Source organism: Promicromonospora iranensis (assembly GCF_028994805.1).
Classification (GTDB): Bacteria; Actinomycetota; Actinomycetes; order Actinomycetales; family Cellulomonadaceae; genus Promicromonospora; species Promicromonospora iranensis.
In genome coordinates this window covers 130,611-153,064 of the sequence record NZ_JAJQQP010000013.1, presented here as the reverse complement: position 1 = coordinate 153,064, position 22,454 = coordinate 130,611, and the positions used below count along the sequence as shown (strand labels likewise).

Sequence of the window (22,454 nt, the reverse complement as noted above, 5' to 3'; positions counted from 1 at the left end):
ATCACGATCCCGGTCGAGTTCGTGCTGCAGCTGGACGACGAAGGCAGTCCGCGGGACTCCGTCATGAAGCTGTTCGACGCACTCGGCTCCACCGAGAAGACCCTGCACGCCAACCCAGGCAGCCACTATCGAGTCCCGTCCTTCGAAATCGACAGCTCCGTCCGGTTCTTCGCCCGGCACCTCGGCACCGCGGGCAGCTCCTGACGTCACTCTCCAGTACTACATCCGCAGATCGGGTCGGTGGGCTGCGGTGATGCTGCCTTCGCCTCGTTGATAGCGGGCCCTGCGGGCGCCGTGCTGGTGCCGTCGGCGCCACCGGGTCGCGTTGGGCAAAGTTTGGGTTTCAGGTGGCGCCCGGAGGCCGTTCCTGTCCACCCCTGTCCCAACACGGTGAAGCACCGGCACAGGTAAACGCCGCGCCCGCCGAGGTAGTCGACCTAGAACGGGCAGAGCAGTACCTTTTGCCCATGAGCAGCGACAGCGACGCACCTCCGAGCGAGGGCGGCGAGAAGACCGAGCGGATGGACCGCCTCCGGGCTCTGTTGACCAAGCCCATCAAGATTCCCGAGTCCGCGTCGAGCGACAGCGAGGACGCCGACTACGCCGCACCCGTGGCAGCTGCCGCGGCGCCCAAGGGGGCCAAGACACCGATGACACCCCAGGCCAAGGGCGACAAAGCCCCTGTCGAGACCCCGCCCGCGGTCAAGGCGGCGGCCGAGGCCCTCGATCGCCTCAGCGACGAGGAGAAGGAGGCCGTCGTCGACGGCGCCGCGCAGTCCGGCAGGCCGAGCAGGTCGCGCCGCACCTGGGCGGACGCCTACCTCGCCAAGCCGGACAAGCCCCTGACCCCCGAGGAGGTCCGCGCCGAGCTGACCGTCAACCTCAAGGATCAGGCCACCGAGCTGCGCGAGCTCATCGCCAAGGACGTTGCCGCACAGGCGAAGGCGCAGGAGCAGGCGCTCGCCCAAGCCCTCGAGCAGGCACAGGAGACGGCGGCCGCCGAGCTCGCCACCGCGACCGAGCAGACCGCCGCTTCCGCTCGCGAGGAGGCAGCTCGGCTGCGGGAGCGGGTCGACGAGCTCGCCGCGACCACCGCCACGCTGCGCACCGACCTCGATGCGGCGCGCGCCGTCGCCTCAGCCGCTCAGGCCGCTGCGGACTCCGCCGCGGCGTCGGCGGCGACCGCCCGCGAGGCGGCCGACGCCGCCACCAAGAAGGCGGCGACCGCCACCACGTTCGCCTGGGTCGGCATCGCCCTGGCTCTGGTGGCCGCGGTGGTCGCCGTGGTGGTGTAGCTCAGCGCGGGTCGTCGAGATCGGTACCGGCGCGCAGCACGAAGCGCCGGTGCCGCCGCTGTCCATGGGTGTGGCCCCCGTAGTACGTGGGCGACTCACGGACCGGCGCGTACGTGACCCGGGGACCGCTGAACAGCTCGTCGAGCAGCGCCGCGAAGGCGGTGTCGACGGGCGAGCCCACGGCCTGCGCGCCCGCCGACGGGCCGGGCACCTGACCTTCCGTAGATTCGTACATGTGTTCGACCCTACCCGTCGCCCGCACGGGAGTCCACCGAATGCGGTGGCCAGTTTCGCGCCGTCACCGCTACCGTCGGCGGATGATCCTCAGCCACGACACCTCGGGCTCCGGGCCTGCGGTCCTGCTTCTGCACGCCGGCGTCGCCGACTCCCGGATGTGGGACCCCCAGCGGGCATCGCTCGCGCAGCACCACCGCGTGATCCGGTGCGACCTGCGTGGCTACGGCGACACTCCCCTCACCAGCGCGCAGTACGACAACGCGGGCGACGTGAAGGCACTGCTCAGTTCCCTGGGCGAGCGGCCCGTGGCGATCGTCGGGGCCTCCGCGGGCGGGAACGTGGCGCTCCAGGTCGCCTCCGAGTGGCCCGATCTCGTGTCCCACCTGATCCTGCTGAACTCGGCCTTCGCCCTGCCTGCCACCCGCTCCCTGCAGCGGTTCGCGCGGCGCGAGGACGCGCTGATCGAGGCCGGCGACATCGACGGCGCCACCGAGCTCAACGTCGCCACCTGGCTCGGGCCCGACGCCGACGACGACGCCCGCGAACTGGTGCGCACCATGCAGCGCCATGCGTTCCAGGTCCAGCTGAGCGTCGAGGAGGACCATGAGGAGGAGGGCCCGGACATCGACCTGGAGGCCATCAGCGCCCACACCCTGATCGTGTCCGGCGGCCAGGACCTCGACTACTTCCGCGCCGTCGCGAACCACCTCGCCGGGCACATCCCCGGCGCCAAGCACACCCAGCTCGGCTGGGCCGGCCACCTGCCCAACCTGGAGCGCCCCGACGAGGTGACGGCCCTCATCAGGGACTTCCTGGCCGAGTTCCCCCGCTGAGCTTCGTCGGGCCACAGCCCCGCGGCAGGCTCGATGGCCGGGTCTACCCGCGGGCGCTGGTGAGGTAGCCGCGGGTCACGCGGTCCTGCACGCGGTGGGCGATCCGCGGCAGGATCCGGGAGCCCCAGAAGTCGTGCCGGGCCACGGCGTGGATCTCGAAGACGAGCCGGTCGCCGTCACGCAGCACCCGGAACGACTCGACCCCCGTCTCGGGGTGGTCCGGCAGCGTCGCGTAGGTGAAGCCGGCCTCGTCGGGCGTCCGGACGACGTCGACCACCCGGCACGGCGCGGCGAACCAGAGGGGGCCCACCCGCACGGCCTGCACCACCGTCGTGCCGACGTCGGCCGGCCCGGTCGGCAGGATGATCAGCCCGGCGCCGCGATGGACGTGCCAGCCGAACAGCGCGTCGGCGGTGGCGGCCAGGGACGCGGCCGGTCCGAGCACGACCCGCTCCCGCAGCACCCGGGCGCGCGACGGCGGCTGGCCCAGCCAGCCGAGCTCGGCGGTCGGCTGCCGGCCGACCGAACGGTCGAGGATCCGCGCGAGGTCGGGCCGGGTCAGCTGCACCCGGAAACCTTATCTGCCAGGCAGATCTGCCAGGCGGCCGACGCCGGACGGCCGCGAGCCACCCCGACACACTGCACGCGACACGCCGCGGATGCCATGCAGTGTGTCGGGATGGCGCGTTTCGGGACACGCCCAACCCGCAGACCCGGGCAAGGACTCACCCCTTCGGCACCGATGAGTTCACCCCTCCGCCGACGTCGGGCCTCGTATGACCGAGACCCTGCTCGACGTACCGGGCGCGCAGCTGTGCGCCGAGACCTTCGGCGACCCGGCCGACCCGGCGATCCTCCTGATCGGTGGCGCAGCGTCCGCCATGGACTGGTGGCACGAGGACTTCTGCCGTGCGCTGGCCGACGGCGACGCCGCGCTCCCGGCCGAACCCGCAGGCACCGCGGACCCTGCCCGGCACCCCGGAGCATCCGGCCGCTTCGTGATCCGCTACGACCACCGGGACACCGGGCGGTCCCGGACCGACCCGCCCGGGGCGCCGTCGTACGGCGGGGACGATCTGGCGCTGGACCCGGTCCGGGTGCTCGACGCGCTCGGGATCGGCCGCGCGCACCTGGTCGGGGTGTCGATGGGCGGCGGGATCGCGCAGCAGGTGGCGATCGAGCACCCGGACCGGGTGGCGTCGCTGACCCTGATGTCGACGAGCCCGCTCACGCCCGGCGCTCCCGGCCAGGGCGCGGACGCCGCGGAGCTGGCAGCCCTGCCCGGCCCGTCCGCGGAGGTCCGGGCGATGTTCGACAGCCCGCCGCCGGACCCCGACTGGGGCGACCCGGAGGCCGTCGTGCGGTATCTCGCGGAGGCCGAGCGGGCGTTCGCCGGGACCGGCTACGACGAGGCGGCGTCGGTCGCGACGGCCCGCCAGGTGGTGGAGCGGTCCATCGACCCGGCTGCGGCGGCGAACCACCACCTCGTCGAGGGCAGCCCGGTACGCGGCACGCTCGCCGACGTCGACGTGCCCACCCTGGTGCTGCACGGCGAGGCGGACCCGCTGTTCCCGCCGGAGCACGGCGTCGCGCTCGCCGCGGCGGTGTGGGGCGCTCGGCTGGTGCTGCTGTCCGGCGTCGGGCACCAGTACCCGCCGCGCATCGCGTGGGGTGTGGTGGTGCCCGAGATCCTCGCGGTCACACGACCCCCGGTCACCGAGCCGGGTGCTGCGCCTCGAAACGGACCGGCAGTTCCCGCGGCACCGACGACCACAGCGTCCCCGTAGCGCGGAGCGTCTCGGGCGGCACGGTCAGCGTGACGCCGCCGAGGCGGCGCAGCGCCTCCCCGACCGCCACCTGGGCGATCACGGTGGCCGGACGGCGCGCGGGGCAGGCGTGCGGGCCCGCTCCCCACGTCAGGTAGGAGAGGTGGCCGGACTCGAGCCAGATGTCGTCGCTGGAGCCGCGCGACTCCGCGCTCGCGCCCAGGATTCCCGGCACCACCGCGTCGCCCGCCCAGATCTTGCGGCCGCCGAGCGTCGTGTCGGCCAGCACGAAGCGTGGTCCGGTGTTGGTGGCGGGAGGTGTCGAGCCGAGAGCGGCCGCCAGGGTGTCCGACGCCGAGAGCCGGCCGCCCGCCCGCCCGTCGAACCGGGGGTCGGTGAGACGCAGGCGCAGGGCCTGCGTGATCCACGCGACCTCGAACTCGCTGCCGAGGATGAGCGTCGCCGAGACCGCGCTCTGCGCGTCCAGGTCGGTGGGCGCGCTGGGGTGGCGCAGGATCGCGGAGGTCAGGTCGTCCGACGGCTCCGCGCGGCGGCTCGCGATCAGGTCCGCGATGAGGGCGCGCTGCGCGTTGAGCGCCGCGCCGCCGGCCGCCCCCTTCGCCTGGAACACCCGCTGGGCGTGCCCGAGCATCGCCCGGGACTGCTCGGCGTCGAGCCCGAACATCGTGGACATCACCAGGAGCGGGACGGCCCGCGCGTAGTCGTTGACGAGATCGGCCTCACCCTCGGCCAGCAGCCGGTCGAGCGCGACGCCGCACCACTGCTCGACGATCGTCGCGAGCCGGTGCTCGTCGATGCCCTCGAACGCGTCGTCGATCAGACGGCGCAGGTGCCGGTGCCGCACACCGTCCACGTAGTAGATGCCGTCGCGCGGGGCGAGGATGCCGCCGACGCCGCTGTCCGGGCGGACGGTGCCGTCGGCAAGCAGGCCCCAGTTGCGCGAGTCCCGCGCGAAGAGGCTCTCGTTGCGCAGCACGGTGACCAGCTCGCGGTGCCCCAGTACCAGCCACGCGGGCACCCCGGGCTCCAGGAGCACCGGTGCGACGTTGCCCCACCGGGCGCGCAGCCGTTCGTACACCGCCGCGGGATCGGCGCTGGTCGTGGTCTCGATGAGCGGCGTCAGGTCGTCCAGGTCGATCAGGCGCTCCGACTGGGTGGTCGTCGTGACTGTCATGGCTCCCCGGGTTTCTGGGCGCGACTGCGTCGCACTCCAACATCGTTTAGGCGGAATGTACCGCATGTCCGATGCAGGATCATCAACCAGAACTTGTCACGCTCCTGGTCCGCCCCCGTGTGCTCCCTGCTCAGGCGCCTCGGACCGGCGCGTCGAAGCGCACCGGGAGCTGCCATGGCATGGACGACCACAAGGTTCCCGTGGCGGGCAGCGAGTCCGCCGGGACCGTGAGCGTCACCCCGCCGAGCCGACGGAGCGCCACCTCGACCGCCACCTGCGCGATCACCCTGGCCGGCCGGCGCACCGGGCAGGCGTGCGGGCCTGCACCCCAGGTGAGGTACGCCAGGTTGCCGGGCTCGAGCCAGAGGTCGTCCCCCGACGCGCGCGACTCCGCGCTGGCGCCGAGGATGCCGGGCACGAGGGCGTCGCCCGCCTCGATCCTGCGGCCGCCGAGCGTCGTGTCGGCCAGTGCGAAGCGTGGCCCGGTGTTGCTTGCGGGCGGGATGGAGCCGAGCACGGCCTCCAGGGTGTCGGACGCCGACAGCATGCCTCCCGAGCGTCCGTCGAACCGCGGGTCGGTCAACCTCATCCGCAGCGCCTGCGTGATCCACGCGACCTCGAACTCGCTGCCCAGGACGAGCATCGTCGAGACCGCGCTCTGCACGTCCTCGTCGGTGGGCCGGCTCGGGTGCCGCAGGATCGCCGACGTCATGTCGTCCGAGGGCCGCACACGGCGCCTGGCGACCAGGTCCACGATGAGGCTCTTCTGCGCAGCGAGCGCCTCGGCGCCCTCGGCTCCCCTGGCCCGGAAGATCCGGCGCGCGTGGCCGAGCATGGCCCGTGCCTCCTCCGGACCGAGCCCGAACATCGTGGACATCGCCAGGAGGGGGACCGCCCACGCGTACTCGCTGACGAGGTCGGCCTCGCCCCTGGCCGCCACCCGGTCCAGCGTGCTCTCGCACCACTGCCGGACGGTCACGGCGAGCCCGTGCTCGTCGAACCCCTCGAACGCGTCGTCGACGAGGCGTCGCAGGTGCCGGTGCCGCGTCCCGTCGACGTAGTAGACGCTGTCCCGCGGGGCGAGGATCGCGCCGACGCCGCTGCCCGGGTCCAGGCCGCCTGCCGCGACCAGGCTCCAGTTGCGCGAGTCTCGCGAGTAGAGGCTCTCGTTGCGCAGCAGCGTGGCCAGCTCCCGGTGCCCGAGCACGAGCCAGGCCCGCACGTCGTCCTCCAGGAGCACGGGTGCCACGTTGCCCCACCGGCCACGGAGCCGCTCGTACACCGCCGCGGGATCGGCGCTCCGGGTGGTCTCCGTGAGCGGGGTCAGACCGTCCAGGTCGGCCAGACGTTCGGACAGAGTGGTCGTCGTGAGTGTCATGGTTCCTCGTTCTCCGCGTGCTCGGGGCGCGCACCACCTCGACCGATCGGATCGGAACGTATCGCACAGCGGCCGCGCTGTAACCAAAAGTCCGACGGACCGGCAGGACAGCCACCCCGCGAAACGGACAAATAGTCATCCGATTGCCATACATCGGACGCCCGCTGGTCATGCGGCGGGTGAATTCTTCCCTCGACGATCCATCTGCCGGAACGACCGGAACGAGGGAAGAACATGTCTGGACCTGCACGAACATCGAGGCTCGCGTGGGGTACGACGGCGGCCGTGGTCGCCCTGGGCGTCGCGGTGGCCGGATCCGCCGCGGCGAGCCCGACGGCACCCACCCTTGACGCATCGGCGGCGAGCCACGCCGAGCTGGCACAGCGCTGGGCACCCATCCACTACCAGGACGTCGACCAGACCGGGACGAACGCGTTGGGCGGACGCTCGGACTACATAGCGGCCTACGACTTCGACGGTGACCTGGACGCACGCAACAACTGGGACAACACCGCCGACCACCCGCTGGCCGCCACCGCGTACTACTCCGTCCAGGAGACCGGCAGCCACTGGTTCGTCACCTACATGTTCTTCCACCCGCGCGACTGGTCGGACTCCCTCTTCGACACGGAGCACGAGAACGACGCCGAGGGCGTCATGGTCGCCGTGCAGAAGGACGGCTCGACGTTCGGCGTGCTGCGCGGCGCGGTCACGGTGGCCCACACCGACTTCTTCTCGTACACGCCGGCGGGCAGCACGTGGGGCGCCGGCGCCGAGAGCCTGGACGGCACCCTGCAGCTGGCGACCAGCCCGCACGACGGCCTGCCCCACCCGGTCACCGCCCAGGAGGCCAAGGGGCACGGCCTCAAGGCGCGGCCGGGCTACGACATCCGGGGCGACGGCGTCGTCTACCACCCCGCGGGCCGCGCCGAGGTGCCCGAGCACCCGGACGACCGCGACGTGTCCTACCGGCTCGTGGACGTGCACGCGCCCGGCGGGCTGTGGGCGCAGCGCGCCGAGGGCCGGCTGTTCGCGAGCCACGGCACGTTCGCCGGTGACAGGTCGGGCAGCTGCGGCGACGGCGGGATCTCCTGCTCCCAGAACGCGGCGAACGCGCCGTGGGGCTGGGACGACGGCGACGACGGTCCGGGACGGGGCGCTCTGGCCACGGACCCGGCAGGGCTGTCGGCCAGCTACTTCCGCATCCCGGAGCCCCTTGACCGCACCTACGTGAACAACCCGTACTGAAGACAACCCGTACCAGCCTGAGGTTCGAGTCGAGGTTGAGGGTTAGCCAAGGTTCAAGTTCAGGTTGAAGGTGAGTCCGGGTCCACCTCCGGGAGCGAGCCCGCCGTGCGCGGCCCGTTCCCGGAGGCGGGCGGCCTGCGCCGCGACCGGGCGGCGGCAGCGCCGGTCAGGCCAGCCGGGCGCTGACGACGAGCTCCTGGCCGACGTCGAGCCGCACGTCCGCCAGCCGGACGCCGTCCGGCAGCTTCTCCGCGAGGTCGATGTCCCGGCTCGTCGCGGCCTCCACCCGGCCCTTGATCGTGCCCAGCAGCGCCGCCACGAGGGGGTTGCCGCTCCCGAGCTGCACGTCGCGGACGGCGAGCACCATGTTCTCGTCCACGCTGACGGACGCCGTGGCCTGCACCCGGGCGGACAGGAACATGCCCTTCTTGATCGCCGCGTCCACCCGCAGCGCCGCGGCGCGCGGGCCCCGCGACACCAGGTCCACGTCCAGCCCGGTCAGGGTGATGCCCTGCTGCTGCAGCAGCACGCTCAGCAGCCCTCGGGCCGTCGCGACCAGGCCCGCCTTGTCGACGGCGACGCGCGCGTGACCGGAGACCGGGTACGCCTCGCTGGGCTCCACCGGCAGGACGCCGACGCGGCCGTCGGAACCCTCCACCCAGTCGAACCGCAGGCCCTCGAGCTCGGCGGTGACGTCCACGGGCAGGTCCACCGCGACGAGCCGGTGCGCGTCCACGCGGAGGCGGCGCAGGGTCCCTGGCTCGCACCGGACCACCTCGGGCTGCCACCGTTCCGAGCCCGCGGCACCGGCCTGCCCGGGCGCACCGCCGGCGACGACGACGCCGGTGAGGTCGATATCCGCCGACACGATGTCGGCGCCGTCCAGGACCGCGTCGATCGACGCCCGCTCGAGCCCGACCGCCCGGCCGCCCAGCTCCTCCGCGAGCGCCGCCCGGACACGTGTGGCCAGGTCGGCGCCGTCGGTGGGCCGGGGCGCGGTGCCCAGCGGGACGGGGTCCGGGGTGGAGGTGCGGGCGGGATGCTGTGCGGCGTCACTCATGGACGCGAGACTAACCGCGAACGCGCCGCGACGGTCGAGCGAGGCCGAGGTCCGGTGTGCTTCCCGGGCCCGACGTCGAGGCGACCCCTGCGCGCACCGCGTCGCCGACCGGCGCGCTTGTACTGTGGTTGCCGTGATCAGCCTCGATGCCGACTCCCCCGTCCCGCCGTTCGAGCAGGTGCGCACGACGCTGGCCCAGCAGATGGCCGACCGGACGCTCCCGGTCGGCACCCGGCTCCCGACGGTGCGGGCGCTGGCGGCGGAGCTCGGCATCGCGGTCAACACCGTGGCCCGCGCGTACCGCGAGCTGGAGGCCGCGGGCCTGGTCGAGACCCGCGGCCGCGCCGGCACGTTCGTGAGCGCGGCCGGCGACCAGCGACTCTCCCTCGCCCAGGATGCGGCCGCCACGTACGCGGACACCGTCCGCGCGCTCGGCATCGGCCGGAACGAGGCGCTGGAGATCGTCTCGGCGGCGCTCCGCTAGCAGCGGGCCGTGCCCTGTCGATTCTCGTGGGGGGCGTTCGTCGTAGTGGTGGGCTGCCGACCGATGACCTTTCGTCCGGCCGGTCGTCAGTCCTCCTGGAAGAGCTGCGATCGAACGAGGAGAGCACCATGACCACAACGCACGAGAGCCACACCGGGCCGGCGGGCACCGCCGAGTCGGCCGCGGCCGTCCCGCCCGTCGTCAGCAAGGAGGAGTGGCAGGCCGCCCGCGACGAGCTGCTGGTGCGCGAGAAGGCGCACACCCACGAGGGCGACGCGATCGCGGCCGCCCGGCGTCGGCTGCCGATGACCGAGGTGGACGCCGGGGCCACCGTCGTAGGACCGGACGGGCCCACCACGCTGCTCGACCTGTTCGAGGGCCGCGAGGAGCTGATCGTCTACAAGCACATGTGGCACCTGGGCGAGCCGTTCGAGAACCAGTGCGAGGGCTGCACCCTCACCTACTGGGCGGTGCAGAACCCGGCGTACCTGACGGCACGCGGCGTGTCGTTCGCGGTGTTCGCGAAGGCGCCCTCCGCGGAGCTCGCACCGTTCGTCGAGTTCATGGGCTACCCGCAGCACTGGTACTCGGTCCTCGAGTCGGAGGACGAGGTCGTGGGCGGCGGCGAGTTCGGCACGTGGCTGTGCTTCCTGCGCGAGGGCGACCGGGTCTTCCTCACCAACTCGGTGACCGGCCGCGGGGCGGAGGCCACGATGCCGGCGCTCGCGCTGCTCGACATGACGGCGCGGGGCCGTAAGGAGGCCTGGCAGGACTACCCGGAGGGCTGGCCGGAGGGCAAGGCACCGGGCTGGTTCTGGCGGACGGGCGAGGACGGCGTCGGGAACAGCTGGACCGGCGGCCGCCCGGCGATCCAGTGGACCCGCCCCGGCGTGACGCCGGTCGTGGGCGGCGAGCACCACCACCACTGAGCAGGCCCCACCGAGCCGGGGTCGCGCTCGACGTCGGCGCAGGTCCGCGCGGATCGCCGCGCGGACCTGCGCCCGAGCGGGACCCGACCCGGTCGGTCGCCCCGGTCCGCGGACTTCCGCCGACATCTGTTCCCGGGGACCGCTGGGGTCTCCCGCTCGCCCTCGCCAGGTCGGCATACTTGCCCGGATGACCACTGCACCGATGCACCCGGTCCACCACGTCGACGTCGGCCGTCTGCGCCTCGCCTACCGGGAGGCGGGCGACCCCGACGCGCCGACGCTGCTCCTGCTGCACGCCCTCGGCGAGAGCTCACTGTCCTGGGACCCGCTGCTGGACGACCTCGCGGCGCTCGGCTACCGCGTCCTCGCGCCCGACGCGCGGGGCCACGGCGAGAGCGACCGTCCCGGCGAGTACACGTACGAGCTGCTGGCCGCCGACGTCGTCGCGTTCTGCGACGCGCTGGCACCCGCGCCGGCGACGCTCACCGTCGTCGGACACTCGATGGGGGCCGCGACCGCAACCCTGGTGACCACCCTCCTGGCCGACCGCTCCCCCGGCCGCTCCCCCGGCCGCGTGGCACGCCTCGTGCTGGAGGACGCCACCCCGGTCCGACCGGGCGGGCCGACGTTCGAGCCGTTCGAGAAGCCGGACCACCCGGTGCCGTTCGACTGGCCGGTCGTCAACGCCCTGCGCGCACAGCGCACCGACCCCGACCCTGCCTGGTGGGCGGACGGCCTGCGGATCGACGTGCCCGTGCTGGTCGTCGCGGGTGGCCCGGGCAGCAGCGTCGACCAGGCGGACCTCGTGGACCTCGCGGCGGGTCTGGCCGACGGGCGCCTCGTCGAGATCCGTGTGGGCCACATGGTGCACGACGAGGCGCCGGCCGAGTTCCTCGCCGCGGTGGGCGAGTTCCTCCGCGAGCCCTGACCCGCCGCGCCCACACCTCGAAGCCCACCGGGGCCGGGCACTCAGACCGCCGCGACGTCCGAGCGCCTGGCCCCGTCCAGGCTCAGGCGTACCCGCGGCTGCAGCATCGTGACCACGCCGGCCACCACGAACGCGATGTGCAGCACCCGGATCGCGGGCATCACGGCGGACGTGTCACCACCCAGCGTGTCGTACCAGCTCCCGCCGGCGGCGAGGTCGGCGGCCATCGGCAGCACCATCGAGGCCAGGCCCAGCACGCCGAGCCCTGCGAGGAGGGCCCACCACGCCCACCGGCGCCCGCGGGCGAGGAACCACGCGCACGCGAGCGCCGCGGCGAAGATGACGCCGCGGAACGCCATCTGGGCGCCGAGGGCGCCGTCGATTCCCTGCTGCGCCTGGATCGCAGCGACGGACACGGCGCCCTCGGCGATCCCGGCGAGGACGGCGAGCGCGAAGGCGGTCGCGGACAGTGTGCGGAGCTTGGTATCGGTCATGCGTCCATCCTGGTCAGGACGCAGTGCGGCGGGTACCCGGCAGGCCTACGTCCTGAGCGGTGGGTTGTCCCGACCCTGGTCAGGCATCGTCCGGCAGGCGCAGCGGGCCCACGGCGATGCGGGCCAGCTCCCCGATCGCCGCGTCCACGCCGGGCAGGTACCGCTCGGGCCGCGCCGCCCTGGTCAGCACGACGACGCCCACCGGGTGCTCGTGCGGGAACCCCACCACCGCCGCCTCGTGCCGCAACCTACCGAGGGTGCCGGTCTTGCCGAGCAGCGCGACGTCGTCGTGCGGGAAGCCGCTGCCGGCACGGTGCCGCCACGCCTGGTGCGCGAGCGCGTCCCGCACCAGGTCGTGCGCCGCACCCTGGCCGTTCCACAGGACGCGCAGCACCTGGCCGAGCTCGGCCGCCGTGGCGGCGCTCGCGAGCGCCGGGTCGTACTGCGAGGTCTCGGCGGCGCGGTCCGGGTCGGCGAGAGCACGCTGTGCGGCGGCCCAGGTCGCGGCACCGGTGTCCCGCAGGATCGCGCGCGTCTCGTCGGCCGATCCCTGCCGCACCGACGTCGCCGGCAGGCCCAGCACGCCCAGCCGCTCGTGCACGCGGTCGCGGCCCACGAGCGCCAGCAGCGCGTCGCCGCAGGCGTTGTCGGACACGGCGAGCATCAGGCGCACGACGTCACGCGCGGTCAGCACCACGTCGTCGAGCAGCATCGCGACTCCCGTCGGCCCCGGCATGCGGGAGGCGGCCGGCAGCCGCACCGGCTCGTCGGCCGCGAGGTGGCCGGCCGTCACGAGGTCCGCCCAGACGAGCGCCAGCGGCAGCTTGTACAGCGAGGCGATGGCGACGGGCTCGGCGTCGTCGAGGGCCACCGTCCCCGACGGGCCCGCCAGCCGCGTCGCGTGGACCCGGGCCGTGACGCCGGCGTCACGGGCGACCGACCGGAGCGCAGCGGTCACCGCCGGGCCGTCGAGGCTCATCCGGCGGCGCCCTGCGGCGGGCGGGGCACCGGGTCCGACGGCGGGCCCGACGGCGGGCCCAGCGCCGCGCGAACCGCCTGCGCCACCGCTTCGTGATCGACCTCCGGTCGCCGCTGTGCCGCGAGCGGCAGCGCCACCCGCAGCCGGAGCGGCGGGCCCGCCGGACCGCCGGGAGCGATCAGGCCGTCCGGGAGCACCGGCACCAGGCCTGCCGCCGCGCCCAGCGCCCAGCGCTGTGCCGCGTCCCGCGCCTCGACGACGTCGCCGCTGTGCCCCGCGCGCCGCAGCGCATCGATGAGCTGGTCGTGCGCCGGCGGCTGGTGGTGCCGGGGCGGGACGGCGACCGGCAGCGGCACGTCCGCCGGAGTCGGCTGCCGGGCGTCGGCGTCCCGGCCAGTCATGTCCGGGCCGCGCACCAGCCGGGTCGGCACCACGAGCACAGGGCCGGCAGCCAGCCCGTCGAGCACACCGGGGTGGCGCACCACGCCGACGTCGAGCAGCCCGTCCCGCAGCAGGTCGACCACCTCGACGCTGCCCGCGACGGTCGGCGCCACCAGGGTTCCCGCTGAGGACGGGCCCGAGGTCGGACCCGGGGTCGGACCCGAGGCGAGCGACCGGAGCAGGTACGGCACACCGTCCTCGAGGTCGGCCGCGATACCGAGCCGGACCTGCTCGGGCAGGGCGAGGTCGCGGGCGGTGGACACGAGGTCGTCTGCGGCGTCGAGCAGGTCGCGTGCGGCGGGCAGGAGCCGGCGTCCGGCTGCGGTGATCCGGACGCCGCGCGCGTCCCGGTCGAAGAGCCGCACCCCGAGGTGCCGTTCCAGGCGGCGGATGCCCTGGGACAGCGGCGGCTGGGTCATGCCGAGGTCAGCGGCGGCGTTCCCGAAGTGCCGCACGTCGGCGACGGCCCGGAAGAAGCCCAGGTGCTTCAGGAGGTCCACGCCCAGAAGCCTAGCCGCGGGCCATATCAAGAACGTCTCAGGTCACGTCCGTAAGACTCTTTGACTCTCGTCCGGAGCCTCCCGGAGGGTGTGCCGCATGACGACCCCTACCTCGAAGCGCGCGCTCAGCCGCCGCACCCTGATGACCGGCGCCGGGACCGCGGCCCTCGGCGTGCTGGGCGGTGTCACGGGCGCCCGCGCCCTCACCGACCGGGCAGCGGCTTCCCCGGCCGCCCACGCCCTCGCCGCCCCCACCACCCAGGAGGCTCCGGCCGGGTTCGCCTCGTTCGCCTGGCTCGGCACCTCGGGCTGGCGCGTCCGGACGCCCACGACCACGGTGCTGCTCGACCCCTACGTCACGCGCTTCGACACCGGGCTCGCCGCCGGGAGGTTCAGCGCGACGACCCGCCTGAGCGTCGACGCCGCCGCGCTCGACGCGGCCCTCGGCGCGCCCGGCACGCCCGAGGGCGCCGTCGACTCGATCCTGGTGACGCACACCCACTGGGACCACTTCGCCGACGTGCCCCACCTGGCCCGCACCCGCGGGGCCACGGTGTTCACCACCCTCACCGGGTACCACCTCGCCCTGGCCATGGGCGTGCCGCGGGAGCAGCTCGCGGTGGTCCGCGGCGGCGAGGAGATGCATCTCGGGGACCTGGTCGTGCGCGTGGTGCCGGCCCTGCACAGCCGCACCGCCTCGGGCGCCCTCCTCTTCCCCGGCCTGCACACGACGGTGCCCGCCAAGCCGCGCACGATCGCCGACCTGCCGGAGGGTGACACGCTGTCGTACCTGCTCCGCTCCCCGCAGGGCCGGTCCGTGCTGCTGCTCGGGGGCAGCGACTACGACGACCAGGCGCTGCGCGGGCTGCGCGTCGACACGGTGGCACTCCCGGTGCCGAGCACCGACGTCACCACCGACTACGCGGGCCGCCTCCTGACCGCGCTGGACCATCCCGGCCAGATCGTCCTCGTGCACTGGGACGACTTCGAGTCGCCGCTCACCAACCCGCCGCTCGCGGCCGAGAGCACGGAGGTGCGGATGGTCGGCCTCATCGAGGAGATCCGGCGGCTGTCGCCGCGCACCGAGGTGGTCGTCCCGGAGTACCGCACGCCGCTGCAGCTGCTGTGACCGGTCGGCCGCCGACGCCGGGGCGAGCGGCGGCCACCCCTCCGGATGCGAGACTTCCTCCCATGCACGACGACGAGTGGTCCCGGCAGCGCGCCGAGGCGGTCCGGCTGCAGGCCGAGCGCCTGCAGGCCCGCCAGGACGCCGAGCACACCCGGGCCGAGGCCTTGCTGCGCGAGTTCGTGGCCGCCGCCCGGGACGCCGGGCTCCCCCCGGAGCCCCTGGTGGTGCAGGGGTACGGCGGCCGCGGCAGCGCACGCACACCGCTGCAGGGCTGGTACCTGCGCGTCGACCGCACCGCCGGCATCAGCGCCGACGGCGACTTCTACGTGCTCACCGCGCCCATCGGCCTGCTCGACCGGGTACGCGGGGTGCGGCCGGAGCCCCGGCGCCCACCGTTGCTGCTGGGTGCCGGGGGCAAGGACGGCGACTCCATCGCACTGGCCGACGCCCTGGAACGCCTCCTGCCGGGGTGGCGCACCACCTCGGCCGGCTGAACCGGCCGGCTGAACCGGCTGGCCAGCCGGCCCTCAGGACCCGGTCAGCACCCGCTCCCGCCGCTCGCCGAGCTCCGCGAGGCGTGCCTCCAGCGCCGCCGCGCGCTCGGCCGCGCCCCGGCGCACCTGGCCGACGGCGCCCAGCGCCGTGCGCACCCGGTCGCGCGCCTCGCCGATCCGGCTCATGACCGACCAGTCGCTGAAGATGTTGTCGAACCAGACGTCGAACATGTCCTCGAGACTGTCGGAGGCGATGCCGCCGACACCCTGCTCGCCGAGGTCCCCGAGCTCGCGGGTGAGCGCGCGCAGCGCCTCGTCGGCGTCCCGCATCAGCACGACGGCCTGGTCCATCTTCTCGCGCTTCATCATGTCCGAGAGGAACCCGCCTCCGCCGAACGTGTCGTACGCCGCCCAATTGCTGGCGCCGTCCAGATGGCCCAGGGCACCGGTGAGCGCCTGCTCGGCCCGCTCCGCCGCACGGACGACCTCGTGCAGCTCCGTCAGCTCACCTCGCGACGTACCGACCTGCGTCGCGAGGCCGCCGAGCTCGGCCGCGCCGTCGGCGCCGGACGCGACCACCCACGCCTCCTTGGCCGCCAGCGCCGCGGTCCGCCGGGCGTCGACGTCGCCCAGTGCGGCCAGCGCGGCACGGACCTCGGTACGCTCCCGCTCGGCACTGCGCACCAGTGCTTGCGCGGCGGCCACCCGGTACTCGGCGGCCCGGTGCTCTGCCCGTTCCGCCTCGAGCCGCTCGTCACGGTTGCCGCGCAGGGTCGCCCAGATCAGCGTCGGACTGAAGTCCTCGAGCTTCTGCACGTCCGCAGCCTCGCCCGCGAGCGTCTCGGTGGCCCGCGCCAGCCCTGTGGTGGCCGTGGCGAGCGCTGCCTCCGCGGCGGTGAGCCGCCCGCTGAGCCGCGCGTGCTCGAAGACCGCCTCCTGAGCCGCCTCGAGCTCGGACTGGACCTGCCGAGCCTGCGTCGGGACCTGGGGCTGGTGCGCTTCCGTTGCCATGCCGGTCAGGCTATGACGTGGGCGGCCCGGGCGGTACGAAAGGCCGGCCCACGAGGCCGAGCAGGAACGGGGTGGGCGCCACGAGCCGCACCGCACCCGTGTCGCCGAGCGGCGCTGGCGCTAGGCTCGCGCCATGTCCGTGGACGACGACGACACCCGGCCCCTGACCCGGCGCGAACGGCTCCGGCGGCAGACCGTCGACGAGATCGTCCAGGCGGCGCTGGAGCTCGTCGACACCGGTGGTGCGCACGCTCTGTCGCTCGCCTCGGTCGGCAAGGCGATGGGCATGACGCCGCCCGCGCTCTACCACTACTTCGCGTCCCGCGAGGCGCTGCTCGACGCCCTGGTCCTGGCCGGCTACACCGACCTCGGCACCGCCGTCGAGTCCGCGGCACGGCAGGCGGTGGACCGGCCGGCGGCGGAACGCCTGGCCGCCATCGCCCACGCCTGGCGACGCTGGGCCCTGGACCACCCACGCCGGTACTCGATGCTCTTCACCGGCAGCCGGCGCGAGTCGGTGGACCCGCTGGAGAATGTCAGCACGATCAGCCAGAGCATGCTCGCCCTGGTCACGACACTCCAGGAGGTCGCAGTCGACGCCGTCACCCCCGGGGCCGGGGCGGCCGTCACCGACCGGTCGCAGCTCGAGCACGACCTGTCCCGCTGGGGCGGGTCCCTCGGCGCCCCGCCGGAGGCGGCGCCGACGTCGCTCCGGCTCGCGCTGTCCACCTGGTACCGCGTGCACGGGCTCGTGTCCCTGGAGATCGTGGGCGCGTTCGACACCATGGGGCTCGACGGCGAGCGCCTGCTGGCCGCGGAGCTGGAGGGCCTGGTCCGCGAGGCCGCTCGGGACTGAGCCCGGCTCGACGCGGGCTCGTCACGGCACGAGAACCACCTTGCCGCCGGTGTGGCCGTCGTCGACCAGGCCGGCCGCCCGGGCTGCCTCCGCGAGCGGCAGCACCTTCGCGACCGGCACGGACACGTCGCCGCGCGCGACCAGGCCGATGACCTCGGCGAGGGTCTCTGCCGAGTGCTCCGACCGCTCGGAGAACTCGACACCCAGCCCGAGGGCCGCCGGGTCGGCGAGGGTCAGCACGCGGTCGGTGCCGCCCCGCAGCTCGATGCTGTCCGGCAGGACGCCGCTACCCGCGGCGTCGAGCACCGCGTCCACGGTCGGCGCGAGCGCGCGGACGCGCTCGACGAGCCCTTCGCCGTAGGTGGTGGGCGTGGCCCCGTACCCCGCGACGCGCTCCTGGTTGGTCGGCGAGGCGGTACCGATCACGCGCACGCCCGCCGCGACGGCGAGCTGGGTCGCGAGCCCGCCGACGCCACCGCTCGCGCCGTGCACCAGCAGGGTCTCCCCCGGCTTCGGGTCGAGGATGCGCAGCGCGCGCCGGGCCGTCTCGGCGACCACGGGCAGCGCCGCCGCCTGCGTCGCGTCCATGCCTTCGGGAACCGGCGCCCACACGGTCAGGACGGCGAGCTCCGCGGCGCCGCGCCCCGCCGGGCCGGCGACCCGGTCGCCCCGGGCGACCCCGGCGACGTCGGGCCCCACCTGGTCCACGACGCCCGCCACCTCCAGGCCCGGGACCGCCGGGAGCGGCGTACGGAACGCGGCCTCCATGGCGCCCGACCTGACCGTCCCGTCGAACGGGTTGAGGCCCACGGCCTCGACCCGGACCCGCACCTGACCGGGTCCGGCCGCCGGCTCCGGCACCTCCCCCAGGTGCAGGACCTCCGGGCCACCGAACTCGTCAAAGACCACTGCGCGCATCGTGCTCCCCTTCGTTCCGCGATTTCGTCCCGCAATCTTGCTGTTCGGGACAGGTAATTTTCCGGACGGCGCCAGGTCATCCCGCTCGGACCAGTGGACGAGCCGAGTCCTACCATGGAGAACATGGCACCTGCCTCGGACAGTGAAGCGAACCCGTACGCCACCGGCCCGCTCAGTCTCGCCATCTTCTCGCTCGCGCGCACACACCGGGCGCTCGCCGCGGACCTGCTGCGCCCTCTCGGCCTCCATCCCGGCCAGGAGCTGCTGCTCATGTTCCTGTGGGAGCACGGGCCGCAGCGGCAGACCGATCTCGCTCAGCACGTCGCCACGGACTCGGCGTCGATGACCCGGACCGTCCAGCGGCTGGAGCGGTCGGGCTTCGTGCGTCGTCGGCCCAGTCCTGACGACCGGCGCGTCACCCTGGTGGAGCCCACACCCGCGAGCCTGGCACTCCGGCCGCGCGTCGGCGAGGTCTGGGCCCAGCTCGAGCGGGCGACGGCGGGCGACCTCGGTCCCGTCCTGCGCGACGAGGCGGCGACGCTCCTGCGCACCCTGGAGCAGAACGTCGGCAACACCGCCATGCCCGCTACGTCGCCGCCGTCCCGGAAGGGGGCGCCGACGCCCACGCCTCGGAGACCGGCGCCATCAGCTCCGGGTCGGAGGGCGGCTCGGGCCTCGTCGAGCCCTCGGCGGCCGGACCCGGGACGGTGAGCGTCGCGATGGCGGTGGTGACCGGGATGGCGAGCACGAGCCCGATCGAGCCCACGAGCGTGCGCACCACCTCCTCGGCGATCTCACCGGAGGTCAGCGCGGTGGCCGGCGACTGGTCGACGAGCCAGACCATCATCAGCAGCGGCAGGGCGGCACCGACGTAGGCGAACGCGATCGTGTACACGGTCGAGGCGATGTGGTCGCGACCGATCCGCATCGCACTCGTGAACAGCTCGCCGCGCGACGCCGTCGGGGCCATGCCGCGCAGCTCCCACACGGCCGACGCCTGCGTGATCGTCACGTCGTTCAGCACGCCCATCCCGGCCAGCACGATGCCGCACAGCGCGATCCCGCGCAGGTCTGCCCCGGGCGCGCTGGACGGCAGGAACGCCGACATCTCGTCGTTCGTACCCGTGATCTGCGCGGCCCCGGAGGCCCAGGCTGCGAGCAGGGCGGTCAGTCCGAGGCCGACCAGCGTGCCCAGCAGCGCCGTCGACGTGCGGGCCGACAACCCGTGCGCCAGGTACAGCGTCACGAACATCACCAGGGACGACGTCACCAGCGCTACCCCGATGGCGGACTGTCCCGCGAGCAGCGCGGGCATGGTGAAGCCCAGGAGCACCACGAACGCGAGCCCGAGCCCGGCCATGGCGGCCAGGCCGCGCCAGCGCGCGACGAGCAGCACGACGAGGGCGTAGACGACCGCCAGCAGCGCGATCGGCAGCTCGCGCTGGAAGTCCATGAACACCAGCGGGTCGACGCCGGGCTGTGACACCCCGGAGATGTCGACGGCGGTGATCCGGTCGCCGTCGGCCAGCGGGACCGACGGGCCGGGCGACTGCATCCGGGAGGCCTCGCCGCTCGGCAGCTCGACCGGGATGCTGCCGGTGTCCGGGTCGGCCGGCCCGGTGACGGTGACGTCGACGAACGACGTGCCCTCTGCTCTGGCCGGCACCCGGTCGGGCACGTCGCCCGCGTTCGGCCAGAGGAGCCACAGCCCGGCCAGCGTCAGCAGCAGGGCGGAGACCAGGATCATGACCAGCAGAAACGTCGTACGCGGCGCGGCCGGGCCGGCCGCGCCGTGCGAGTGAGCGTGCGCCATGCGCACATCCTGACCCACGGGTGCGCCGGGGGCGCGGCGAGCGGGTCAGGCAGTCGGGAGCAGGAGCGCGTCGAACAGCGCCGTGGCGGCGCCGTCCTCGTCGAGGGTCCCCGTGACCCGGCCGGCGACGGTGCGGACCACCTCGGGCGCGTGCCCCATCGCGATGGACACGGCGGCCCACCGAAGCATGTCGAGATCGTTCTCACCATCGCCGACGGCGACCGTGCGGGAGGCTGCGACCCCCAGCTCGACCCGGATGTTCTCGAGCGCCGTCGCCTTGCTGACCCCGGGGGCCGTGACATCCACCCAGTCCACGCGGGCGGGGATCGCAGTGACGCCCGACGCGCGCAGCGCCGGTGCGAGGCGCAGGGCCCACTGCCCGTACACCACGACGCGCGGCGTCGGCCGCGCCCAGACGCCTTCCAGCGCGTGGAGCACCTCCTGGTGCCCGGCGAGCTGCCGCTCGGGGAACCGCCTGGTGACGCGGTACCCGGTGCCCACCACCTCGGCGGCGAGCCCCAGGTCCGGGCGGGTCCGGGCGACCAGCCGGCAGACGGGCTCCGCGTCCAGGGGCACGACGTCGGCGATCGCGTACCCGTCCGGCCGCACCCGTGCGGTCACCGCGCCGTTCGCCGCGACCACCCAGCCGTCGTGGACGCCGAGCTGCCGGGCCACCTGCACTGCCCCGGACAGCGACCTGCCCGTGGCGACCACCAGGTGGTGCCCGGCAGCGCGGACGGCCGCTATCGCGTCGAGCACGGCGGGCGTCGGCCGGCGACCGGCGCGCACGAGCGTCCCCTCCACGTCGCAGGCGACGAGAGCGGGTGTGGACGTGGGCACGTCCGAGAGTGCTGCGGCCCCGGAGGTGGTCGCGGTCACGATATTCCCCTGGTGATAGGTGGCGGGAACATCATCACCCATACTGGGACATTTTGGAACCAGCGTCTCAGCGTGCGAGGACTCCGCCGCAGGTCAGCGACCTGGTCAGTGACCTGGTGAGCGATCCGGTCAGCGCTCGCGGGCGGCGATCCCGGGGTACTCCAGGATCAGGCCGGCGGTGTCGTACGCGAGCTCGCACGCGAAGCCGAACGTCGACGACTCGTAGTCGAACGTGATCGCGCCCGCCGTCCGGCCCCGGAGCCGGTACTCCTGCTCCAGCCGCTCGACCGCCAGACCGTCCGCCCGGACGAAGGCGGCCGGCACGCTGTGCGCCTCCCCTGGGGCGGCGTCGAGCCGGTGGACCGGCAGCGTGTTCGTCACCGCCGACGACTCGAGGTCCACGTCCTGGCAGCCGTCGAGGTCGGGGCGTGGGACGCCGTCGACCAACCACCGGACGCCCTCGCCCCGGTCCGCCCGCTCGAGCGTGGTCCGGACCACCCTTCGGGCCGAGGACCCCTGCACCTCGGCCCGACGGGTACGCCACTGGCGGTCGACCTCGATCCGGTACCCGACCGACCACGCCTCCGGGCCCTCGACGGCGGTGGTGTGGCCACGGAGCACGTGACCGTCAGGCACAGGCTCCACGAAGAGCACCTCGAAACCGGCCCGCACCCCCCTGTGGGTCCAGGCGGACACGTCAGGCATCGGATCCAACCGCATGCCACCCACCCTATCCACGCTCGCCCCTCGCCCACGTGCCGCCACCGACCGTGCGGGGACCGTCCTCGTCCAGCGCGCTACAGGTTGAAACCCCCCGAGACCTCGATGTCCTGCGCCGTGATCCAGCGCCCGCCGTCGGACAGGAGGAAGGCGATCACCGAGCCGACGTCGTCGGGCTCGCCCAACCGTCCCAGCGCGGTGCGTCCGACCATCTGCGCGGTCATCTCGGGGAACTCCTCGAACGCGCCCCCGGCGAACGGCGTGCGGGTCGGGCCCGGGGACACCGAGTTCACGCGGATACCGCGACCACCCAGCTCCTTGGCGAGGTAGCGGGTCAGCACGATGACCGCACCCTTCATCGACCCGTACGCCGAGTACCCCTCCGACAGCCCGGACGGGAGCGCGGAGTTGCTCGACGTGTTGACGATCGCCGCGCCGTCGTCGAGCAGCGGGAGCAACGCCTGGGTCACCAGGTACGGCCCCTTGAAGATCACGCGGTAGAAGCGGTCGAGCTCCTCCTCCGTGGTGTCGGCGAACATGGTGCCGCCCCCGAACCCGGCGTTGTTGACCAGGCCGGTGACCTTCCGCGTGCCCCAGGTCTCGGTGAGCGCCTGCTCGACGGCGGCGCGGAACGCGGGGAAGGTCGCGCTGTCCCCGACGTCGAGCGGCAGGGCGACCGCGGTACCCCCGACATCCTGGATCCGGGAGACGGTCTCGGCCGCGCCGTCCTTGTTCGAGTGGTAGGTGGCGATGACGCCCGACCCGCCCTCCGCCGCGCGGATCGCGGCTGCCTGCCCGATGCCGGAGCTGGCCCCGACGACGATGGTGATCGACATGTTCTGCCTCGCGTTCTTGTTGTCGAATAGT

24 protein-coding genes and 2 pseudogenes are annotated in these 22,454 nt (G+C 74.0%); 12 read left to right on the top strand and 14 right to left on the bottom strand.

Annotation, left to right across the window (positions count from 1 at the left end; genetic code table 11):
• Positions 1-204: pseudogene (locus tag LUM46_RS21360) on the top strand (alpha/beta hydrolase); the annotation flags it as partial.
• Positions 205-467: 263 nt separating this feature from the next.
• Positions 468-1,295, top strand: a complete 828-nt coding sequence (locus LUM46_RS21355; RefSeq protein WP_274996737.1) for a hypothetical protein — start codon at positions 468-470, stop codon at positions 1,293-1,295.
• Position 1,296: 1 nt separating this feature from the next.
• Here the strand turns inward: LUM46_RS21355 and LUM46_RS21350 are convergent, their stop codons facing one another.
• A complete protein-coding gene (locus LUM46_RS21350; protein WP_274996736.1) occupies positions 1,297-1,530 on the bottom strand; it encodes a hypothetical protein in 234 nt (77 codons plus the stop codon).
• Between the two features lie 82 nt (positions 1,531-1,612).
• On the opposite strand from LUM46_RS21350, the gene LUM46_RS21345 reads away from it, so the two are divergent.
• The gene (locus LUM46_RS21345) at positions 1,613-2,365 is read left to right on the top strand and encodes an alpha/beta fold hydrolase (RefSeq protein WP_274996735.1); all 753 of its coding nucleotides are present in this window, start codon (positions 1,613-1,615) and stop codon (positions 2,363-2,365) included.
• A gap of 43 nt (positions 2,366-2,408) precedes the next feature.
• Here LUM46_RS21345 and LUM46_RS21340 read toward each other — a convergent pair whose 3' ends face one another.
• A complete protein-coding gene (locus LUM46_RS21340) occupies positions 2,409-2,933 on the bottom strand; it encodes a DUF1990 domain-containing protein (protein WP_274996734.1) in 525 nt (174 codons plus the stop codon).
• 208 nt (positions 2,934-3,141) lie between these two features.
• Between LUM46_RS21340 and LUM46_RS21335 the strand changes: the two genes are divergently transcribed.
• The gene (locus LUM46_RS21335; RefSeq protein WP_274996732.1) at positions 3,142-4,152 is read left to right on the top strand and encodes an alpha/beta fold hydrolase; all 1,011 of its coding nucleotides are present in this window, start codon (positions 3,142-3,144) and stop codon (positions 4,150-4,152) included.
• Here LUM46_RS21335 and LUM46_RS21330 read toward each other — a convergent pair.
• The gene (locus LUM46_RS21330; RefSeq protein ID WP_274996731.1) at positions 4,079-5,326 is read right to left on the bottom strand and encodes a cytochrome P450 family protein; all 1,248 of its coding nucleotides are present in this window, start codon (positions 5,324-5,326) and stop codon (positions 4,079-4,081) included. The two genes, LUM46_RS21335 and LUM46_RS21330, sit on opposite strands and share 74 nt — an antisense overlap.
• 130 nt (positions 5,327-5,456) lie before the next feature.
• Positions 5,457-6,704 (bottom strand): cytochrome P450 family protein, encoded by a 1,248-nt coding sequence (locus LUM46_RS21325; protein WP_274996730.1) that lies wholly within the window; start codon positions 6,702-6,704, stop codon positions 5,457-5,459.
• Between the two features lie 234 nt (positions 6,705-6,938).
• On the opposite strand from LUM46_RS21325, the gene LUM46_RS21320 reads away from it, so the two are divergent.
• On the top strand, positions 6,939-7,952 hold the full coding sequence (locus LUM46_RS21320; RefSeq protein ID WP_274996728.1) for a hypothetical protein: 1,014 nt from the start codon (positions 6,939-6,941) through the stop codon (positions 7,950-7,952).
• 166 nt (positions 7,953-8,118) lie between these two features.
• Here LUM46_RS21320 and LUM46_RS21315 read toward each other — a convergent pair whose 3' ends face one another.
• Complete coding sequence (locus LUM46_RS21315; RefSeq protein WP_274996727.1) at positions 8,119-9,012, bottom strand: hypothetical protein; 894 nt, start codon at positions 9,010-9,012, stop codon at positions 8,119-8,121.
• Between the two features lie 133 nt (positions 9,013-9,145).
• Between LUM46_RS21315 and LUM46_RS21310 the strand changes: the two genes are divergently transcribed.
• From LUM46_RS21310 to LUM46_RS21300, 3 genes are all read left to right on the top strand, one after another.
• Positions 9,146-9,496: a GntR family transcriptional regulator gene (locus LUM46_RS21310; protein ID WP_374726989.1), complete on the top strand. Its 351-nt coding sequence runs from the start codon at positions 9,146-9,148 to the stop codon at positions 9,494-9,496.
• Between the two features lie 128 nt (positions 9,497-9,624).
• Positions 9,625-10,425 carry a DUF899 family protein gene (locus tag LUM46_RS21305; protein WP_274996723.1) on the top strand — a complete coding sequence of 267 codons (801 nt, stop codon included), beginning with the start codon at positions 9,625-9,627 and terminating at the stop codon, positions 10,423-10,425.
• 187 nt (positions 10,426-10,612) lie between these two features.
• Positions 10,613-11,353, top strand: coding sequence for an alpha/beta fold hydrolase (locus LUM46_RS21300; RefSeq protein ID WP_274996722.1), 741 nt, complete (start codon positions 10,613-10,615; stop codon positions 11,351-11,353).
• 41 nt (positions 11,354-11,394) lie between these two features.
• On the opposite strand, the gene LUM46_RS21295 is transcribed toward LUM46_RS21300, so the two are convergent.
• From LUM46_RS21295 to LUM46_RS21285, 3 genes are all read right to left on the bottom strand, one after another.
• Entirely contained in the window at positions 11,395-11,847 is a 453-nt protein-coding gene (locus LUM46_RS21295) for a hypothetical protein (RefSeq protein WP_274996721.1), read from the bottom strand.
• A gap of 79 nt (positions 11,848-11,926) precedes the next feature.
• Positions 11,927-12,826: a serine hydrolase gene (locus LUM46_RS21290; protein WP_274996720.1), complete on the bottom strand. Its 900-nt coding sequence runs from the start codon at positions 12,824-12,826 to the stop codon at positions 11,927-11,929.
• Positions 12,823-13,767 (bottom strand): LysR family transcriptional regulator, encoded by a 945-nt coding sequence (locus LUM46_RS21285; protein WP_274996719.1) that lies wholly within the window; start codon positions 13,765-13,767, stop codon positions 12,823-12,825. The genes LUM46_RS21290 and LUM46_RS21285 overlap by 4 nt, the downstream gene beginning before the upstream one ends.
• Positions 13,768-13,864: 97 nt before the next feature.
• Here LUM46_RS21285 and LUM46_RS21280 point away from each other — a divergent pair, with 97 nt between their 5' ends.
• Together LUM46_RS21280 and LUM46_RS21275 are read left to right on the top strand one after the other, a co-directional pair.
• Positions 13,865-14,896: an MBL fold metallo-hydrolase gene (locus tag LUM46_RS21280; protein WP_274996718.1), complete on the top strand. Its 1,032-nt coding sequence runs from the start codon at positions 13,865-13,867 to the stop codon at positions 14,894-14,896.
• A 62-nt stretch (positions 14,897-14,958) separates the two neighbouring features.
• A complete protein-coding gene (locus LUM46_RS21275; RefSeq protein ID WP_274996717.1) occupies positions 14,959-15,390 on the top strand; it encodes a hypothetical protein in 432 nt (143 codons plus the stop codon).
• Between the two features lie 33 nt (positions 15,391-15,423).
• Here the strand turns inward: LUM46_RS21275 and LUM46_RS21270 are convergent, their stop codons facing one another.
• Complete coding sequence (locus LUM46_RS21270; RefSeq protein WP_274996716.1) at positions 15,424-16,401, bottom strand: hypothetical protein; 978 nt, start codon at positions 16,399-16,401, stop codon at positions 15,424-15,426.
• Between the two features lie 133 nt (positions 16,402-16,534).
• Here LUM46_RS21270 and LUM46_RS21265 point away from each other — a divergent pair, with 133 nt between their 5' ends.
• A complete protein-coding gene (locus LUM46_RS21265; RefSeq protein ID WP_274996715.1) occupies positions 16,535-17,257 on the top strand; it encodes a TetR/AcrR family transcriptional regulator in 723 nt (240 codons plus the stop codon).
• 21 nt (positions 17,258-17,278) lie between these two features.
• Here LUM46_RS21265 and LUM46_RS21260 read toward each other — a convergent pair whose 3' ends face one another.
• Entirely contained in the window at positions 17,279-18,175 is an 897-nt protein-coding gene (locus LUM46_RS21260; protein ID WP_274996714.1) for an NADP-dependent oxidoreductase, read from the bottom strand.
• 114 nt (positions 18,176-18,289) lie between these two features.
• On the opposite strand from LUM46_RS21260, the pseudogene LUM46_RS21255 reads away from it, so the two are divergent.
• Positions 18,290-18,604 (top strand): annotated as a pseudogene (locus LUM46_RS21255) (MarR family winged helix-turn-helix transcriptional regulator); the annotation flags it as partial.
• 157 nt (positions 18,605-18,761) lie between these two features.
• On the opposite strand, the gene LUM46_RS21250 reads toward LUM46_RS21255, so the two are convergent.
• The 4 genes from LUM46_RS21250 to LUM46_RS21235 form a co-directional block, all read right to left on the bottom strand.
• Positions 18,762-19,988, bottom strand: a complete 1,227-nt coding sequence (locus LUM46_RS21250) for a YibE/F family protein (RefSeq protein WP_274996713.1) — start codon at positions 19,986-19,988, stop codon at positions 18,762-18,764.
• A gap of 45 nt (positions 19,989-20,033) precedes the next feature.
• Positions 20,034-20,867: an HAD family hydrolase gene (locus LUM46_RS21245; protein WP_274996712.1), complete on the bottom strand. Its 834-nt coding sequence runs from the start codon at positions 20,865-20,867 to the stop codon at positions 20,034-20,036.
• Positions 20,868-20,996: 129 nt separating this feature from the next.
• Positions 20,997-21,572 carry a putative glycolipid-binding domain-containing protein gene (locus LUM46_RS21240; RefSeq protein ID WP_274996808.1) on the bottom strand — a complete coding sequence of 192 codons (576 nt, stop codon included), beginning with the start codon at positions 21,570-21,572 and terminating at the stop codon, positions 20,997-20,999.
• 92 nt (positions 21,573-21,664) lie between these two features.
• The gene (locus LUM46_RS21235) at positions 21,665-22,423 is read right to left on the bottom strand and encodes an SDR family NAD(P)-dependent oxidoreductase (protein ID WP_274996711.1); all 759 of its coding nucleotides are present in this window, start codon (positions 22,421-22,423) and stop codon (positions 21,665-21,667) included.
• Positions 22,424-22,454: the final 31 nt, after the last annotated feature.

What these genes read in the sequence shown, in the direction of transcription:
- LUM46_RS21250 (WP_274996713.1), bottom strand. Translation starts at nt 19,988, where the DNA reads ATGGCGCACGCTCACTCGCACGGCGCGGCCGGCCCGGCCGCGCCGCGT.
- LUM46_RS21290 (WP_274996720.1), bottom strand. Translation starts at nt 12,826, where the DNA reads ATGAGCCTCGACGGCCCGGCGGTGACCGCTGCGCTCCGGTCGGTCGCC.
- LUM46_RS21315 (WP_274996727.1), bottom strand. Translation starts at nt 9,012, where the DNA reads ATGAGTGACGCCGCACAGCATCCCGCCCGCACCTCCACCCCGGACCCC.
- LUM46_RS21320 (WP_274996728.1), top strand. Translation starts at nt 6,939, where the DNA reads ATGTCTGGACCTGCACGAACATCGAGGCTCGCGTGGGGTACGACGGCG.
- LUM46_RS21270 (WP_274996716.1), bottom strand. Translation starts at nt 16,401, where the DNA reads ATGGCAACGGAAGCGCACCAGCCCCAGGTCCCGACGCAGGCTCGGCAG.
- LUM46_RS21265 (WP_274996715.1), top strand. Translation starts at nt 16,535, where the DNA reads ATGTCCGTGGACGACGACGACACCCGGCCCCTGACCCGGCGCGAACGG.
- LUM46_RS21240 (WP_274996808.1), bottom strand. Translation starts at nt 21,572, where the DNA reads ATGCCTGACGTGTCCGCCTGGACCCACAGGGGGGTGCGGGCCGGTTTC.
- LUM46_RS21235 (WP_274996711.1), bottom strand. Translation starts at nt 22,423, where the DNA reads ATGTCGATCACCATCGTCGTCGGGGCCAGCTCCGGCATCGGGCAGGCA.
- LUM46_RS21330 (WP_274996731.1), bottom strand. Translation starts at nt 5,326, where the DNA reads ATGACAGTCACGACGACCACCCAGTCGGAGCGCCTGATCGACCTGGAC.
- LUM46_RS21325 (WP_274996730.1), bottom strand. Translation starts at nt 6,704, where the DNA reads ATGACACTCACGACGACCACTCTGTCCGAACGTCTGGCCGACCTGGAC.
- LUM46_RS21280 (WP_274996718.1), top strand. Translation starts at nt 13,865, where the DNA reads ATGACGACCCCTACCTCGAAGCGCGCGCTCAGCCGCCGCACCCTGATG.
- LUM46_RS21275 (WP_274996717.1), top strand. Translation starts at nt 14,959, where the DNA reads ATGCACGACGACGAGTGGTCCCGGCAGCGCGCCGAGGCGGTCCGGCTG.
- LUM46_RS21300 (WP_274996722.1), top strand. Translation starts at nt 10,613, where the DNA reads ATGACCACTGCACCGATGCACCCGGTCCACCACGTCGACGTCGGCCGT.
- LUM46_RS21345 (WP_274996735.1), top strand. Translation starts at nt 1,613, where the DNA reads ATGATCCTCAGCCACGACACCTCGGGCTCCGGGCCTGCGGTCCTGCTT.
- LUM46_RS21335 (WP_274996732.1), top strand. Translation starts at nt 3,142, where the DNA reads ATGACCGAGACCCTGCTCGACGTACCGGGCGCGCAGCTGTGCGCCGAG.
- LUM46_RS21295 (WP_274996721.1), bottom strand. Translation starts at nt 11,847, where the DNA reads ATGACCGATACCAAGCTCCGCACACTGTCCGCGACCGCCTTCGCGCTC.
- LUM46_RS21305 (WP_274996723.1), top strand. Translation starts at nt 9,625, where the DNA reads ATGACCACAACGCACGAGAGCCACACCGGGCCGGCGGGCACCGCCGAG.
- LUM46_RS21350 (WP_274996736.1), bottom strand. Translation starts at nt 1,530, where the DNA reads ATGTACGAATCTACGGAAGGTCAGGTGCCCGGCCCGTCGGCGGGCGCG.
- LUM46_RS21355 (WP_274996737.1), top strand. Translation starts at nt 468, where the DNA reads ATGAGCAGCGACAGCGACGCACCTCCGAGCGAGGGCGGCGAGAAGACC.
- LUM46_RS21260 (WP_274996714.1), bottom strand. Translation starts at nt 18,175, where the DNA reads ATGCGCGCAGTGGTCTTTGACGAGTTCGGTGGCCCGGAGGTCCTGCAC.